This is a genomic window from Sphingobium indicum BiD32, assembly GCF_000382885.1.
In the GTDB taxonomy this organism is placed as follows: Bacteria; Pseudomonadota; Alphaproteobacteria; order Sphingomonadales; family Sphingomonadaceae; genus Sphingobium; species Sphingobium japonicum_C.
In genome coordinates, this window is record NZ_CAVK010000171.1 from 1 (window position 1) to 15054 (window position 15054).

Below are 15054 nucleotides of genomic sequence, written 5' to 3' on the forward strand. Positions count from 1 at the left end.
TCGCCCTATCGAGAGGACGACACCCCTCCGTCTGGCCTTCGGCCCGACACCTCCCCTTAAAGGGGAGGATCAAGAGCCGAGCAGAACCAACCCTAAACCGCGTCCACAGCCGCCTTATGCGCCCGCGCATAATCGACATAGCGCGCCGCGCCACTCCCCAGCTTGGTCACCATCTCGTCGGACAGGTCGCGCATGAATTTGGCCGGACGCCCCGCCCATAATTGCCGCCCCGGCAGCCGCTTGCCCGGCGACAACAGCGCCCCCGCCGCCAGCATCCCGTCGCTCTCTACGACGCAGCCATCCATGATGATCGCGCCCAGCCCGACGAACGCCCGGTCCTCCAGCCTGCAGCCATGCACCATCGCCATATGGCCGATCAGCACATCCTCGCCGATGATCGTCGGCCAGCCCTCGACCGGTCCCTCGATCCCGTCACCAGGGCTGTCGCAATGGATCACCGTGCCGTCCTGCACGTTGCTGCGTGCGCCGATCCGTATCCGGTTCACGTCCGCGCGGATGACGCAATTATACCAGATGCTGGCGTCCTCGCCGATCTCGACATCGCCGATGATCCGGCATCCCGGCGCGATGAAGGCGCTGGGGTGGATGACCGGCGCCTTGCCCTTGAACGGAATGAGGCTGACGCCCGGATAATCGCTCATCTCATGCCCCCAGCAGCCGCGCCGCGTGCAGCGCGTGATATGTCAAAACCCCCGAACAACCCGCCCGCTTGAACGCCATCAGCGTCTCCAGCACCAGCGCATCGCGGTCCCCCGCGCCAGCGGCAGCGGCATGTTCGATCATCGCATATTCGCCCGACACCTGATAGGCGAACACCGGCACTGCAAACTGCTCCTTCACCCGCCGGATGATGTCCAGATAGGGCAGGCCGGGCTTCACCATCACGCTGTCCGCCCCTTCGGCCAGGTCCAGCGCAACCTCGCGCAAAGCCTCTTGCGCATTGGCCGGGTCCATCTGGTAATTTTTCTTGTCGCCCTTCAACAGCCCGCGCGATCCCACCGCATCGCGGAACGGGCCATAAAAGGCGCTCGCATATTTGGCGGCATAGGACATGATCTGGACATTGACATGGCCCTCGGCCTCCAGCGCCGCGCGGATCGCGCCGACCCGCCCGTCCATCATGTCGCTGGGCGCAATGATGTCCGCCCCCGCCGCCGCCTGATTGAGCGACTGGCCGATCAGTATATCGACGGTCGCATCGTTGAGAACATAGCCCGTGTCGTCCAGCAGTCCGTCCTGCCCATGCGCCGTATAGGGGTCCAGCGCCACGTCGGTCAGCACGCCAATGTCCGGCACCGCATCCTTGATCGCCCGGATCGCCCGGCACATCAGATTATCGGGATTCAGCGCCTCCGCCCCATCGTCGCTGCGCCGGTCCGGCTGCGTATTGGGAAACAGCGCCAGACAGGGAATCCCCGCATCCCGCGCCTCTTTTGCCCGCGCGACAATGCCATCCACCGACCAGCGCGACACGCCGGGCAGCGCCGCAATCGGCTCCTCCACCCCATCCCCTTCGGTCACGAACAAGGGCCAGATGAAATCGCTTGGGCAAAGGCGATTTTCCGCAAACATTGCCCGGCTCCACGCCGAAGCCCGCACGCGCCGCATCCGCAGCGCCGGATAGGAAGATTGGCTCATGGCGCGGGTCTAGGCGCGGGAGAGCGGAGGATCAAGCAGGAGTGATCAAACATAGCCGTCCTGCTCCCGCCTTTGAAAGAGGGGCGAATATCCAATCCTTTCCCCATTCCCACCAGCCGGCCGATATTTTAAAAGCCGCCCATGCGTACCGTCCATCACATAGCCATCATCTGTTCCGACTATGCCCGCTCTCGCGCCTTTTACCGCGACATATTGCAGTTGCCGGTGACCCGCGAAGCGTGGCGCGCCGAACGCCAGTCGTGGAAGTGCGATCTGGACGCGGGCAATGCACAGATCGAACTCTTCTCCTTCCCCGATCCCCCAGCCCGGTCGAGCCGCCCCGAAGCCTGCGGCCTGCGTCACCTTGCCTTCACGGTCGCGGATATCGATATGGAAGTGGAGCGGCTCGGCGCGGCCGGGGTTCCGTGCGAGCCGATCCGCCTTGACGAATTTACCGGCCAGCGCTTCACCTTCTTCACCGACCCCGACGGGCTGCCGCTCGAACTTTATGAGCAGCCGACGCCCTGACCGCCGCTACTTCGCGAACCGCCGAAAGAAACTGTCCCCATTCCAGGTTGGCCGCGCCGCGCCATTGGCGACCCTTAGCGTCACCGCCGTCACATAGTCGTTCAGCTTCGCGCTCTCGGCGGGCATCACCGGCTGGTTCAGATCGTCGAAGGGCGAATGGTAGATATTCGCCCGCCACGCCTTTTCCGTCGCAGCTTCGGGCGTCCCGGCCTTGAACCCATATTTGAAGAACAGCGCGGGAATGCCCTCGCGGATGAAGGCATATTGGTCCGACCGGATGAACACATTGCGGTCGGGGAAGGGATCGGGGGTGATAGGCAGGTTCATCGCCGCGCTCACCGCCTCGGCATCCTTGCCCAGCGAGCTTTGGTCATAGCCGATCGGCGTCACGCTGGTCAGCGGGAAGATCGGCAACGCCATGTCGAAATTCAGGTCCGCGACGATGCTCTTCTGCGGCACGGTCGGGCGACGCGCGAAATAGCGGGCGCCCAGCAGCCCCTTCTCCTCCGCCGTGACGATGGCGAACAGGATCGACCGTTTGGGCTTCACCTTGCTGGCCTTCAAGGCGCGGCCAATCTCCAGCAGGCTGGCGACCCCCGACGCATTGTCGAACGCGCCATTATAAATGGCGTCCCCCTTGATCGGCGTGCCGACGCCATAGCCATCCAGATGCGCCGACAGCACGACATATTCATGCCGCAGTCTGGGATCGCTGCCGGGCAGCACCGCAACCAGATTGGGCGATGACAATTCGGCCCGCGTCGCGCTCACCTGCGCCTTCAGCCGCACCGCCAACGGAAAGGATGCGACCGGCGCGGAGGCATCCGCCGCCGCCGCAATCGCGCCAAAATCCTGCCCAGACCCGGCAAACAGCAAAGCCGATTTGGCCGGATCAAGCTGCGCCCCCAGAAACGGCGTCTGCGTGTCGCGCAGGCTGACATCGCTATAATAAAGCGCGGGCGCGCCCGACAAGGCGATCCGCCGTTCCCATGGAATCTCCACCTGCTTGGGCGTCACCAAACTAATCAGCCCCAGCGCGCCCTGCTCCGCCAGCCAGTGCGACCGTTCCGACCGGGCATGGGATTTCAGCGCGCCAGACAGGCTCGCCGGACCGCCCGACAATACGACGACGATCTTGCCCTTCAGGTCCAGCCCGGCAAAATCATCATGCCCCGCTTCGGGCAGATGCAGGCCATAGCCCGCGAAAACCAGCGGCGCGTCGATGCTTTCGGGCACCGGCCCGCCCCCGCCACCAAAGATCAGATCGCCCGGCACCGCCAGCGGCACATCGCCTTGCGGCCCTGTCAGCGTCGCGCTGGACTTGTCCGACACGATCCGCTGCTCGACAAAGGCGACCGGCTGGCGATAGCCCTGCGCGCCGGCGGGTTTCAGCCCCATCGCCTGAAACTGGCCGATCACATAGGCCGCGGCCTTGTCATAGCCGGGCGTCCCCGTGCCGCGCCCTTCCATCGCGTCACTTGCCAACATCTCGACATGCGCCCACCAGCGCGCGCCCTTGTCCCCTTCTGCCTCGGCCATCGCGGCGGCACCAGTCATCAATGCGATCAGGGATATGCCGAAGGAAAGGCCGCGCATGGTCATGCTACTCCACTCAAATCTGGTTGCTATCTTGCCCGATCCTGTCCGACGAACAAGGGGGCTTGGAACCGCCACTCCGAGCGTGTATTAATATGACAATACAGTATGGAGATGATGATGCCCCATTCGCCGACTTTGTCCGCCCTGCTCCTCGCCGGACTCGCCCTGTCGACCGCCGCCTGCTCGCGTGATGCCAATGATGCAGAGCCCGCGTCCAATGCCGCCGCGACGCAGGACTGGTCGACGCTCAAGGATTTTACCGCCATCGACGCCACCGGCCCGGATGATGTCGCCGTGACGATCGGCGAAACCTTCGCCGTCCGTGCCGAAGGTGACCCCAAGGCGATCGAACAACTCACCATCGCGGTCAAGGGCGACCGGCTGGTCATCGGCCGCAAGTCGGGCAGCAACTGGTCGTGGGGCCGCAATGACGGCAATCAGGGCGCGACCATCCGCGTCACCATGCCCGCCATCCGCGCCGCCGCGCTTACCGGCGCGGGCGACTTCACCCTCGACCGGGCGGAGGGCGACACGCTCGACCTGTCGCTCACCGGCGCAGGCGATTTCGATATTGGCGCGGTCAAATTGCGCAGCCTCAAGGCCGACATCACCGGCGCCGGATCGGTCAAGATCGCGGGCACCGCTGACGAGGGCAGGCTCGCCATCACCGGCGCGGGCGATATCGACGCTGACGGCCTCAAATTGGGCAAGGCCGACGTGTCGATCCTGGGCGCGGGTAACATCGCCTTTGCGTCCGACGGCACGGTCGCTATCAGCATCATGGGGCCGGGCGACGTGACGGTGAAGGGCAAGGCGCAATGTACGACCAGTGGCACAGGACCGGGCGAGGCACGCTGCGCGCCCTGATCGGCACCGCGATCCTGATCGCGACGCCCGCAACGGCGGCGACGCGCGGCTATACCATCACCAGCTTCGACGCGATCCGCGTCGACGCGCCGGTCAGTGTGACCGTCACGACCGGCGCGGGCGCATCGGCGCGGGCGGAGGGCGACCAGGCGCTGCTCGACCGGCTGACCGTCAATGTCTCCGGCCGCCTGCTGACCATCAGCATGAACCGTGCGCGACCGGGCGAAAAAGGCGGCGGCGCGGCGACATTGCGCCTGTCCACCGGCGACCTTTCCCGCATCGTCCTGACCGGCGGCGGATCGGTCGCGGTCAGCCGAATGAAGGGGCTGCGCGGGGACATCATCCTGGGCGGCAATGGCGACGTGAGCGTAGCGGCGGTCGATCTCGACCGTCTCGACCTGTCGCTGGCGGGCGGTGGGCGCGCGAACCTCACCGGACGGGCGGGCGTAGCGAACATCCATGTCTCCGGGCCGGGCGCGGTCGCGGGCGACGCCCTGCGCGCACGGCAGGCGACGCTGGCCAATGACGGGCCGGGCAGCATCGCCCTGACCGCCGAAGTGACGGCCAAGATCGTCGCGACCGGCTCCGGCGACGTGACCGTCAACGGCAAGGCCGCCTGCTCGGTCGACAATCGCGGCACCGGGCGCATCGCCTGCGGTGGCGACACCTATTGAACGATAATGACAAAGCGCCGCCGCTCTGGCATCGGCCACATCGACCATATGCGAACGGGGCGATCATGACGACTATCGGGATTTTCGGGGCAGCAGGCCGTATGGGCCGCGCCATCGCGCAGGTCGCGGCCGATGCGGGCCTTGGCATAGCGGGCGGCACCGATCGCGACGGCATTGGCGAGGTCGCGGCAGGCATCGCCATCACCACCGATCCCTTGGCGCTGGCGGAACGCAGCGACGTGCTGATCGACTTCTCCGTCCCCGGCGCACTCTCTGTCCATCTCGATGTCTGCATTGCGGCGAACAAGCCGATCCTGATCGGCACCACTGGCCTTGAAGCCGTCCATCACGCCCTGATCGACGAAGCCTCTGCCATGATTCCGCTTCTCCAGACCGGCAACACCTCGCTCGGCGTCAATCTGCTCGCCGCTCTGGTGGAACAGGCCGCAGCCGGCCTTGGCGACGACTGGGACATTGAAATTGTCGAAATGCACCACCGGCACAAGGTCGACGCCCCCTCCGGCACCGCGCTGCTGCTGGGCGAGGCCGCCGCGCGCGGACGCGGCATCGCGCTCGCCGACCATAGCGAACGGGGCCGCGACGGCATCACCGGCGCGCGGGCACAAGGCGCGATCGGCTTTGCGGCGCTTCGCGGCGGATCGGTCGCGGGCGACCATCAGGTCATTTTCGCGGCCGAAGGCGAGCGCATCGAAATCGGCCACCGCGCCGAAAACCGCACCATCTTCGCGCGCGGCGCGGTCAAGGGCGCGCAATGGCTGATCGGTCAGCCGGTCGGGCGCTACGACATGAAGGGCGTGCTGGGTCTCTGACGCCCATGAATAAGGCACAGATTTTCGACTTTTTCAGCCGCCTGGCCGAAGCCAATCCCGCGCCGGTGACCGAGCTGGAATATGGCAATCCCTATCAGTTGCTGGTCGCGGTGACGCTGTCGGCGCAGGCCACCGACATCGGCGTCAACAAGGCGACCCGCGCCCTGTTCGCGCAAGTGTCCACGCCACAACAGATGGTGGACCTGGGCGAGGACGGCCTCAAAACCCATATTCGCACCATCGGCCTGTTCAACACCAAGGCGAAGAATGTCATCGCCCTGTCGGAAATATTGGTGCGCGACTTCAACGGGGAAGTCCCGCAGGATCGCGACACGCTGACCACCCTGCCCGGCGTCGGGCGCAAGACCGCCAATGTCGTCGTCAACACCGCCTTCGGGCAGGAAACCTTCGCGGTCGACACCCACATCTTTCGCGTCGGCAACCGAACCGGGCTGGCACCGGGCAAGACCGTGCTGGCTGTCGAACTCAAACTCGACAAGCGCGTCCCCCAGCCTTTCCGCCGCGACGCCCATCACTGGCTGATCCTGCACGGCCGCTATATCTGCAAGGCGCGCAAACCCGAATGCTGGCGCTGCCCCGTCGCCGACCTGTGCCGCTTCAAGCCCAAGACCCCGCCGCCCGCCTGACCCCGCCCCGTTCTTCCCCGGTTCAGACCCGGCGCGCTAGAGACGGGTTTCATCGTCCTGCGACGTCGATTCGTTCAAACGCAATCGAAGGAGAGAAACCATGTCCGTCCGTCTCGCTTTGAGTCTCGCGTTGGCCTGCGCCGTCACCCCCGCCATCGCCAAAACCACGCCCGACCCCTATGTCCCGACCGGCGGGAAGGCGCTCGACTGCGTGCCGCTGACGTCGATCCGATCGACCAATGTGCGCGATGACCGCACCATCGATTTCATCATGAACGGCAATAAAATCTACCGCAACACCCTGCCCAACAGCTGCCCCAGCCTTGGGTTCGAGCGGCGCTTTTCCTACCGCACCAGCCTGTCGCAACTCTGTTCGGTCGATATCATCACGGTGCTGTGGAATAATGGCCCCGGCCTGCAACCGGGGGCCAGCTGTGGCCTGGGCAAATTTCAGCCGATGCAGAAAGCACCCAAATAAGATGGCCCAGCGGCGATTTTGCCGCTGGCGCCGACGAACGGCCTTTGCTAAGCGGCCTGTCTGACACGGCTCACCGGCCAGCGTCACGCACCCATAGCTCAGCTGGATAGAGCGTTGCCCTCCGAAGGCAAAGGCCAGTGGTTCGAATCCACTTGGGTGCACCATTTGCACACAATCAAACCGCTTTCCCTGATGCGGGTGCCTCATACCCGATAGCTTCTGACCCCCGCCCCCATCCGCCGGGCCAGCAATTCGGACAATAGCAGGGCGGTCAGCGACAACAGGATCGACGCGATCGCCAGCCGCGTGACCACGGCTTCCGCGCCAGGGGCTTGCAGCGCGGCGTAGATGGCAATTGGCAGCGTGCGGGTTTCACCCGGAATATCGGACACAAAGGTAATGGTCGCGCCAAATTCGCCGATTGACCGGGCAAAGCCCAATATCACGCCCGCCAGCACGCCGGGTAGTGAGAGCGGAAGGGAGATGGTCAGGAACACCCGCAGCGGCCCTGCCCCCAGCGTCCGTGCAGCGCCTTCCAGTCGTCGGTCCACTGACTCGATCGAGAGGCGGATCGCGCGCACCATCAGCGGCATGGCCATGATTCCGGCGGCCAGCGCCGCGCCGGTCCAGCGAAACAGCAGGGTTATCCCAAACCAGTCCGACAGCCAGCGCCCGACCGGCCCGTTCGCCCCGAACAGCAGCAGCAGCAGCCAGCCGGTGACGACCGGTGGCACCACCAGCGGCAGATAGACCAGCGCGTCGAGCAGCATCCTGCCGGGAAATTGCCATCGCGCCAATATCCACGCCAGTGCAAAAGCAATCGGCAGCATTGCCCCGACTGCAACCGCGCTGACCTTGATCGACAAGGCGATGATCGGCCAGTAATCGGGCGGCAGGTCCAGCATCATGGCATGATCCTGCGCTTGGTCCGAATGGCATCCATCATTCGTAATCCATCTGGACGATATGCGCGGAAAGGCGTTCCGCCTCCGACAGATCATGGGTGACATACAGGATCGGCACGCCCACTTCGTCTCGCATCCGTTCGACAAGCTGCAATATGTCAGCGCGCCGTGCGCGGTCGATCGACGCCAGCGGCTCGTCCATCAACAGGCAGGACGGGTGCGTCAGCAAGGCACGGCCAATCGCCACCCGCTGCGCCTCCCCCATGGACAGGGTCGATGGCCAGCGATCGAGCAAGAATGCAATGCCAAGGAAGCGGGCCATCTCCTCCAGCGCATCCGCTGCATCGGGCAAGTGGCGCACCCCGTAAAGAAGGTTGCCGCGGACCCGCAGGTGCGGGAAAAGTCGGGCATCCTGAAAGATATAGCCCAGACGGCGATGTTCGGGTGCCACATTGATGCCCAGCGTGCCGTCGAACAGCGGCACGTCACGAACATATATTTGCCCGCCATCGGGCCGCAACAGCCCCGCCACCATATTGAGGATGGTCGTCTTGCCCACCCCCGACGGGCCGGACAGCGCGGTAACGCCCGGCCCGGCATCGACCCGGCACGCAATGCGCCGATTACCAAGGCTGCGCCAGATGTCGATGCGGAAGGTCGACGCACTCAAAGGCGGCGTTGGATCGGGACAGGCTGTCACAGCGGGGCGGAAAACGGACATTGCTGGCATTGTGCCCCGATCCTATCAAGCGATGCAAGCGCGCAACGATGGCGCAGGACAATCCAATATGACGTCAACATGGCACCCTGATCAGCCGGGCGCGGCGGCCGAACCGGCCAGCAGGCCGCCGTCAATATTCACTTCCGTCCCGGTCATATAGGTCGCCTCGTCGGACGCCAGCATGATCGCGATCGTCGCGACCTCATCAGGCGTTCCGAACCGCTTGAGCGGCGTATCGGCGACCATCGCGGCCATCTTCGTGTCCCGGTCCGGGCCATCGCCGATCATGCTTTCCCACATCGGCGTCAGGATCGCGGCGGGATGGATCGAGTTGCAGCGGATGCGCCAGCCCTGTTGCGCGCAATAGAGCGCCACCGACTTGCTATGGTTGCGGATCGCCGCCTTGGACGAGGCATAGGCCGCGGCCAGCGGGATACCCACCAGTCCCGATCGCGACGAGATATTGATGATCGACCCGGTGCCCCGCGCCTTCATCGCGCCGATCGCATAACGGCACCCCAGAAATGTGCCGTCCAGGTTGATCCGGTGGACCGCCTGCCAGTCGGCGAGTGTTGCATGTTCAGGATCATGGGCGACCCTGCCATGCTCGAACCCCGTCACGCCTGCATTATTGACCATGACGTCGATCATCGGGACAGCCTCGGCCAGGCGCGCCCAGTCCGCTTCCTCCCGCACGTCGAGCGCAATGAACCGGCATCCGATTTCGGCCGCCGCCGCAGCGCCCGCCGCCTCATCAATATCGGTCAGGATGACCGTCGCGCCTTCGTCATGGAAACGGGCAGCAATCGCATGGCCAATGCCGCGCGCAGCGCCGGTAACGACGCAAATTTTCTTGTTCAGTTTGTGCATGATGATCTCGAAACAGAGCCAGAAGGGCGGATTACTCCGCTACTATTTCTCGTGCCGCTTCAGCGGTTACGCTGGTTCATTTCGATGACTCCTTGCATCATCCAGCCTAGGCTGATCGCCGGATCGGCGCAACAGCCTATGGCCGGGCATAGCTCATCACCCGCCGCTCATGCTCGATCAGCCATGTCTTGGCCGCCAGCCCGCCCGCAAAACCGGTCAGCGCGCCGTTGCTGCCCACCACCCGATGACAGGGCGCGATGATCGAGAGGGGGTTGCGACCATTGGCAGCCCCCACGGCGCGCGATGCGGTCGGCTGACCGATGGCATGGGCAATCGCGCCATAACTGCGCATCTCCCCGAACGGGATCGCCAGCAGCGCGGCCCAGACCCGCTGCTGGAACGCCGTCCCCCGGAAATCGAGCGGCAGGTCGAACTGCTGGCGCGTGCCCGCAAAATAGTCGCCCAGTTGCACGGTGGCCTGACACAGCACCCCATGGTCGGGCTGCGTTCGTGTCGCAGACAGGCGCACCCGCGCGGGATCATCATCCTCCCACAGGACAGCCACCAGCCCGTCATCGCTGGCCACCAGTGTCAATGATCCAACGGGCGAGGAAAACAGGGTTGTGGCAAAGGTCATGGGGCAGTCTCCACATATGGCCTGCCGCTTGTAGCAAGGGTCGGACCAGCACGCCTCCCGTCCCTTGCCATCAAACTCCCCTTATTTCAGGCCGCCACCCATCGCCCGATAAAGCTCCACCATATTGGTCGCACGGGTCAGCCGCGTCGCCAGCAAGCTTTGCTCTGCCGTCGACAGCGCCCGCTGCGAATCCAGCGTCGTCAGGAAGGGATCGACGCCAGCGCGAAAGCGGGCGTCCGACAGCGTATAGGCGACCCGCGCCGAATCGCGCTGCGACGTCTGGGCTTCCAGTTGCTGGCTCATCGTCCCGCGCCGCGCCAGCGCATCGGCAACCTCGCGAAAACCGGTCTGCACACTCTTTTCATACGTCGCCAGCATCGCGTCATAGGTCGCCCTGGCATAGGCCAGATTGCCCTTATTCTTGCCGAAGTCGAAGATCGGCAGCGATGCCGACGGCGCAGCAGACCAGAATTGGCTACCCGACCCGAACAGGTTGGACAGGCCCAGGCTCAGCGATCCAAATGCCGCCGTCAGCGAGATATTGGGAAAGAATGCCGCCCGCGCCGCGCCGATATTGGCGTTGGCGCTGCGCAACTGATGCTCCGCCGCCGCGATGTCGGGTCGCCGCAACAGCACGTCCGACGCGATGTCAGCGGGCAGATTGTCGATCGTCGCTCCTGCCGGTGGCAGGGCATCGGGCAGATCGCTGGCCGCGACCGTCGTGCCCGCCAGCAGGTTGAGCGCATTCTGGTCCTGCGCCACCAAAGTCAGTGTCTCGGCGATCGTCGATCGCGCCGAATCATAGCTGGTCTGCGCCTGCCGCACCTCCAGTTCGGACGCGATCCCCCTGGCAAAGCGGGCGCGATTGAGTTCCAGCGTCTTGCCGAATGCGCTTTCCAGATCACGCGCTATGCGCAGCCGTTCCTGACCCGCCGCCATCGTCAGCCATGCATTGGCAACCTCCGCAATCAGCGCGGTTTGCGCCGCGTTGCGGGTTTCGACGCTGGCGAAATATTGCTCCTGCGCCGCCTTGCTCAGATTGCGGACCCGCCCGAACAGGTCGATTTCCCACGCGGAGACGCCGACCTGCGCCTGATAAATATCGGTCCGTCCTGACCCCGCAAGGGAAAAAGGGGAATCCTGATATGTCGCGGTGCCGCCCGCCGCCACGCTCGGCAACAGGTCGGCGCGCTGCACCTTATATTGCGCCCGCGCCTGTTCGACATTGGCCAGCGCCACGCGCAGGTCGCGATTATTGGCGAGCGCGGTTTCGATCACCCGCGCCAGCCGGGCGTCGGTGAAGAAATCGCGCCAGGCGGTATCGGCCGGGACGATCGCCGCCCCGTCCGCTGCGCCATAGGCTGGCCCCTGCGGACTGGTCGCCGGCACCGGCAGGACGGGCCGCACATATTTGGGCGCCATGTCGCAGGCGGCCAGCGCCAGCGACAGGGTGATGGCGCCCAGCGCCTTGATGTTACGCATCTCTTATGCCTCCTGCGGCGCGGCAGGCGTCGCCTGCCCATCGGCCACATCATGAGTCTTGTGTTCACGGAACAGCCGCTTCACCACGGTGAAGAATACCGGCACGAAGAAGATCGCCAGCACGGTTGCCGACAGCATCCCGCCGACCACGGCCCAGCCAATCGCGTTCTGGCCACCCGCCCCTGCCCCGGACGATACCGCCAGCGGCAGCACGCCGAATATGAAGGCGAAGCTGGTCATCAGGATCGGCCGCAGACGCAGCTTGCCCGCTTCCAGCGCAGCCGCCCCCGGCGACATGCCCTCGCGCATCTTCTCCTCGGCAAATTCCACGATCAGGATCGCATTTTTCGCAGACACGCCGATGGTGGTGATCAGGCCGACCTGAAGGTAGATGTCGTTGTTCAGCCCCGCCAGTGTCGCGGCAATCACCGCACCCAGCACGCCCAGCGGCACCACCAGCAGCACCGCGATCGGCACCGACCAGCTTTCATACAGCGCGGCAAGGCACAGGAACACGATCAGCATCGACAATGCATAGACATAGGGTGCCTGCCCGCCGGACGTGCGCTCCTCATAGGAAATGCCGTTCCAGCTATAGCCGATGCCAGCGGGCAATTTTGCGGCATATTCCTCCATCGCCTGCATCGCGTCACCGCTGGAAACCCCCGGCGCGGGCGCGCCCTGGATATTCATCGACGGCACGCCGTTGAACCGCTCCAGCCGCGCCGGTCCCTGCGTCCATTCGGTGGTGGCAAAGGCCGACAGGGGTGCCATCACGCCGCTGCTGCCCCGGACATGCAGCGCGCCGATGGAATCGGGGGTGGTACGGAACGGTGCGTCCGCCTGCACGAACACGCGCTTCACCCGGTCGCGATCAATGAAGTCATTGACGTAGCTGCTGCCCAGATTGGTACTGATCGTGTCGTTGACGTCCGCCTGGGCTATGCCCAGCGCACCTGCCGCTGCCTGATCGACAGCCAGCTTCAGCTGCGCGCTGTCCTCCAGCCCATTGGGCCGCACCTGCGCCAGCCGCTTGTCGCCCATTGCCATGCCCAGCAACTGGTTGCGCGCCGCCAGCAGCTTTTCATGGCCCAGATTGCCCTGGTCCAGCAGCTGGAAATCGAAACCCGACGCATTGCCCAGTTCCTGTACCGCAGGCGGCACGAAGGCGATGACCATAGCGGACGAAATCTTGCGCATGGCGGCGTTGGCGCGTTGCGCCACGGCCATGACGCTGTTGGCGTCCCCGTTGCGCTCGGACCAGTCCTTCATCCGCACAAAGGCGATGCCGACATTCTGTCCCTGTCCGACGAAGCCGAAGCCGGAAATGGTAAAGACCGCCGCGACATTCTTCGCTTCATCCTTGAGATAATAGTTGCGCACCCGGTCCAGCGTCCGTTCGGTTTCCTCGATCGTCGCGCCTGACGGCAGCGACACCTGGTTGATGATGCGCCCCTGATCCTCTTCGGGCAGGAAGCCGCTGGGCAGGCGCAGGAAGATGACCGCCATACCGACCGTAATGAGGCCAAAGACCAGCATGGTCCGGCCCCAGCGCCGCTCGACCTTCTCCACGCCCTGTCCATAGCGCACCACGCCCTTGTCGAACGTCCGGTTGAACCAGCCGAAAAAGCCCTTCTGCGTCGCATGGTCATGCTTGGCGGGTTTCAGGATCGTGGCGCACAGGGCTGGCGTCAGGATCAGCGCGACCAGCACCGACAGGATCATCGAGGAGACGATGGTGATCGAAAACTGGCGGAAGATAACGCCGGTCGAGCCACCGAAGAAGGCCATCGGCAGAAACACTGCCGACAGGACAAGCCCGATGCCGATCAGCGCGCCGCTAATCTCGTCCATCGACTTTTTCGCCGCTTCCTTGGGACTGAGGCCTTCGTCCTGAATCAGCCGCTCGACATTTTCGACGACGACGATGGCGTCATCGACCAGCAGGCCGATCGCCAGCACCATGCCGAACAATGTCAGCGTGTTGATGGTGAAACCTGCCACCTGAAGGATCGCCAGCGATCCCAGCAGCACGACCGGCACGGCAATGGTGGGGATGAGGGTCGCGCGCCAGTTCTGGAGGAACAGGAACATCACGACGAACACCAGCAGCACCGCTTCGACCAGCGTGTGGATGACCTGTTCGACCGACAGTTTCACGAAGGTCGAATTGTCGACCGGGAAGTCATATTTCACCCATACCGGGAAATTCTTGGACAGCGCGTCAATCTGCGCCTTCACGTCCTCAACGGTATCAAGTGCATTGGCGCCGGGTGCCAGCTTGATGCCGAAACCTGCCGCCGGATGGCCGTTGAACTTGGCGCCGAAACTGTAATTTTCCGATCCCAGCTCGACCCGCGCGACGTCTGACAGCAGGACGACCGCGCCGTCGCTGTTGCTGCGCAGGCGGATAGCGCGAAATTCCTCTGGCGTGCGCAACCGCGACTGGGCGGTGACGGTGGCGTTGAGTGCCTGCCCCTTGGGCGATGGCGTACCGCCGATCTGGCCCGCCGACACCTGCGCATTTTGCGCCTGGATCGCGGCCTTCACATCGCCGGTGGTGACGCCCAGATTGGCCATCTTATAGGGGTCCAGCCACACCCGCATCGCATATTGCGCACCCAGCAACTGGGTGTCGCCAACGCCGGTGACGCGGCTGATCGGGTCTTGCAGCGACGAAGCGATGAAGTCGCCCGCATCCTGCTGGTCGTGGATGCCATCATCGGCATAGACCGCCATCACCATCAGGAAGCTGGCGGTCGATTTGGTGACGCGCAGCCCCTGTTGCTGCACTTCCTGCGGCAACAGCGGGGTCGCCTGCGCCAGCTTGTTCTGCACCTGCACCTGCGCGATGTCCGCGTCGGTGCCCTGCTCGAATGTCAGGGTGATGGTCAGGTTGCCCGCACTGTCACTCGTGGACGAGAAATAGCGCAGATTGTCGATGCCCTTGAGCTGCTGCTCGATGATCTGGGTGGTCGTGCTTTCCAGCGTCTGGGCGTTGGCGCCCGGATAGCTGGTGCCGATGCTGACCGTGGGCGGCGCGATTTCAGGGAATTGCGCGACGGGCAGCGATCGCATGGCGAGCAGGCCAGCCAGCATGATGACGATGGCGATGACCCATGCGAAGATGGGCCGGTCGATAAAATAACGGGCCATG

15 protein-coding genes and 1 tRNA gene are annotated in these 15054 nt (G+C 64.5%); 7 read left to right on the plus strand and 9 right to left on the minus strand.

The features are described from left to right. Positions 1 to 92: 92 nt before the first annotated feature. Together EBBID32_RS16860 and hemB are read right to left on the minus strand one after the other, a co-directional pair. Positions 93 to 662 carry a gamma carbonic anhydrase family protein gene (locus tag EBBID32_RS16860; RefSeq protein WP_006961722.1) on the minus strand — a complete coding sequence of 190 codons (570 nt, stop codon included), beginning with the start codon at positions 660 to 662 and terminating at the stop codon, positions 93 to 95. 1 nt (position 663) lies between these two features. Then, positions 664 to 1659: a porphobilinogen synthase gene (hemB, locus tag EBBID32_RS16865; protein WP_037491431.1), complete on the minus strand. Its 996-nt coding sequence runs from the start codon at positions 1657 to 1659 to the stop codon at positions 664 to 666. Between the two features lie 141 nt (positions 1660 to 1800). Here hemB and gloA2 point away from each other — a divergent pair, with 141 nt between their 5' ends. After that, positions 1801 to 2187: an SMU1112c/YaeR family gloxylase I-like metalloprotein gene (gene gloA2 / locus EBBID32_RS16870; RefSeq protein ID WP_006961724.1), complete on the plus strand. Its 387-nt coding sequence runs from the start codon at positions 1801 to 1803 to the stop codon at positions 2185 to 2187. 6 nt (positions 2188 to 2193) lie between these two features. On the opposite strand, the gene EBBID32_RS16875 is transcribed toward gloA2, so the two are convergent. Beyond that, positions 2194 to 3783, minus strand: coding sequence for a M28 family metallopeptidase (locus tag EBBID32_RS16875; RefSeq protein WP_037491456.1), 1590 nt, complete (start codon positions 3781 to 3783; stop codon positions 2194 to 2196). 120 nt (positions 3784 to 3903) lie between these two features. Here EBBID32_RS16875 and EBBID32_RS16880 point away from each other — a divergent pair, with 120 nt between their 5' ends. From EBBID32_RS16880 to EBBID32_RS16905, 6 genes are all read left to right on the plus strand, one after another. Beyond that, entirely contained in the window at positions 3904 to 4653 is a 750-nt protein-coding gene (locus EBBID32_RS16880) for a head GIN domain-containing protein (protein WP_231382233.1), read from the plus strand. Further along, complete coding sequence (locus EBBID32_RS16885; RefSeq protein WP_006961727.1) at positions 4605 to 5327, plus strand: GIN domain-containing protein; 723 nt, start codon at positions 4605 to 4607, stop codon at positions 5325 to 5327. The genes EBBID32_RS16880 and EBBID32_RS16885 overlap by 49 nt, the downstream gene beginning before the upstream one ends. A gap of 65 nt (positions 5328 to 5392) precedes the next feature. Further along, entirely contained in the window at positions 5393 to 6157 is a 765-nt protein-coding gene (gene dapB, locus EBBID32_RS16890) for a 4-hydroxy-tetrahydrodipicolinate reductase (protein ID WP_037491459.1), read from the plus strand. A gap of 5 nt (positions 6158 to 6162) precedes the next feature. Next, complete coding sequence (gene nth, locus EBBID32_RS16895; protein ID WP_006961729.1) at positions 6163 to 6804, plus strand: endonuclease III; 642 nt, start codon at positions 6163 to 6165, stop codon at positions 6802 to 6804. Between the two features lie 100 nt (positions 6805 to 6904). Beyond that, positions 6905 to 7282: a hypothetical protein gene (locus EBBID32_RS16900; protein ID WP_006961730.1), complete on the plus strand. Its 378-nt coding sequence runs from the start codon at positions 6905 to 6907 to the stop codon at positions 7280 to 7282. Positions 7283 to 7369: 87 nt separating this feature from the next. Then, positions 7370 to 7446, plus strand: a tRNA-Arg gene (locus EBBID32_RS16905). Positions 7447 to 7485: 39 nt separating this feature from the next. Here EBBID32_RS16905 and modB read toward each other — a convergent pair. The 6 genes from modB to EBBID32_RS16935 all read right to left on the minus strand — a co-directional run bounded on the left by modB (position 7486) and on the right by EBBID32_RS16935 (position 15053). Further along, positions 7486 to 8187 (minus strand): molybdate ABC transporter permease subunit, encoded by a 702-nt coding sequence (gene modB, locus EBBID32_RS16910; RefSeq protein ID WP_037491461.1) that lies wholly within the window; start codon positions 8185 to 8187, stop codon positions 7486 to 7488. Positions 8188 to 8224: 37 nt separating this feature from the next. Next, positions 8225 to 8908, minus strand: a complete 684-nt coding sequence (locus EBBID32_RS16915) for an ATP-binding cassette domain-containing protein (protein WP_006961732.1) — start codon at positions 8906 to 8908, stop codon at positions 8225 to 8227. A gap of 90 nt (positions 8909 to 8998) precedes the next feature. Next, on the minus strand, positions 8999 to 9778 hold the full coding sequence (locus tag EBBID32_RS16920) for an SDR family oxidoreductase (protein WP_006961733.1): 780 nt from the start codon (positions 9776 to 9778) through the stop codon (positions 8999 to 9001). Positions 9779 to 9914: 136 nt separating this feature from the next. Further along, positions 9915 to 10415: a methylated-DNA--[protein]-cysteine S-methyltransferase gene (locus EBBID32_RS16925; RefSeq protein ID WP_006961734.1), complete on the minus strand. Its 501-nt coding sequence runs from the start codon at positions 10413 to 10415 to the stop codon at positions 9915 to 9917. A gap of 81 nt (positions 10416 to 10496) precedes the next feature. After that, on the minus strand, positions 10497 to 11897 hold the full coding sequence (locus EBBID32_RS16930) for an efflux transporter outer membrane subunit (protein WP_006961735.1): 1401 nt from the start codon (positions 11895 to 11897) through the stop codon (positions 10497 to 10499). Positions 11898 to 11900: 3 nt separating this feature from the next. Next, complete coding sequence (locus EBBID32_RS16935) at positions 11901 to 15053, minus strand: efflux RND transporter permease subunit (RefSeq protein ID WP_006961736.1); 3153 nt, start codon at positions 15051 to 15053, stop codon at positions 11901 to 11903. Position 15054: the final 1 nt, after the last annotated feature.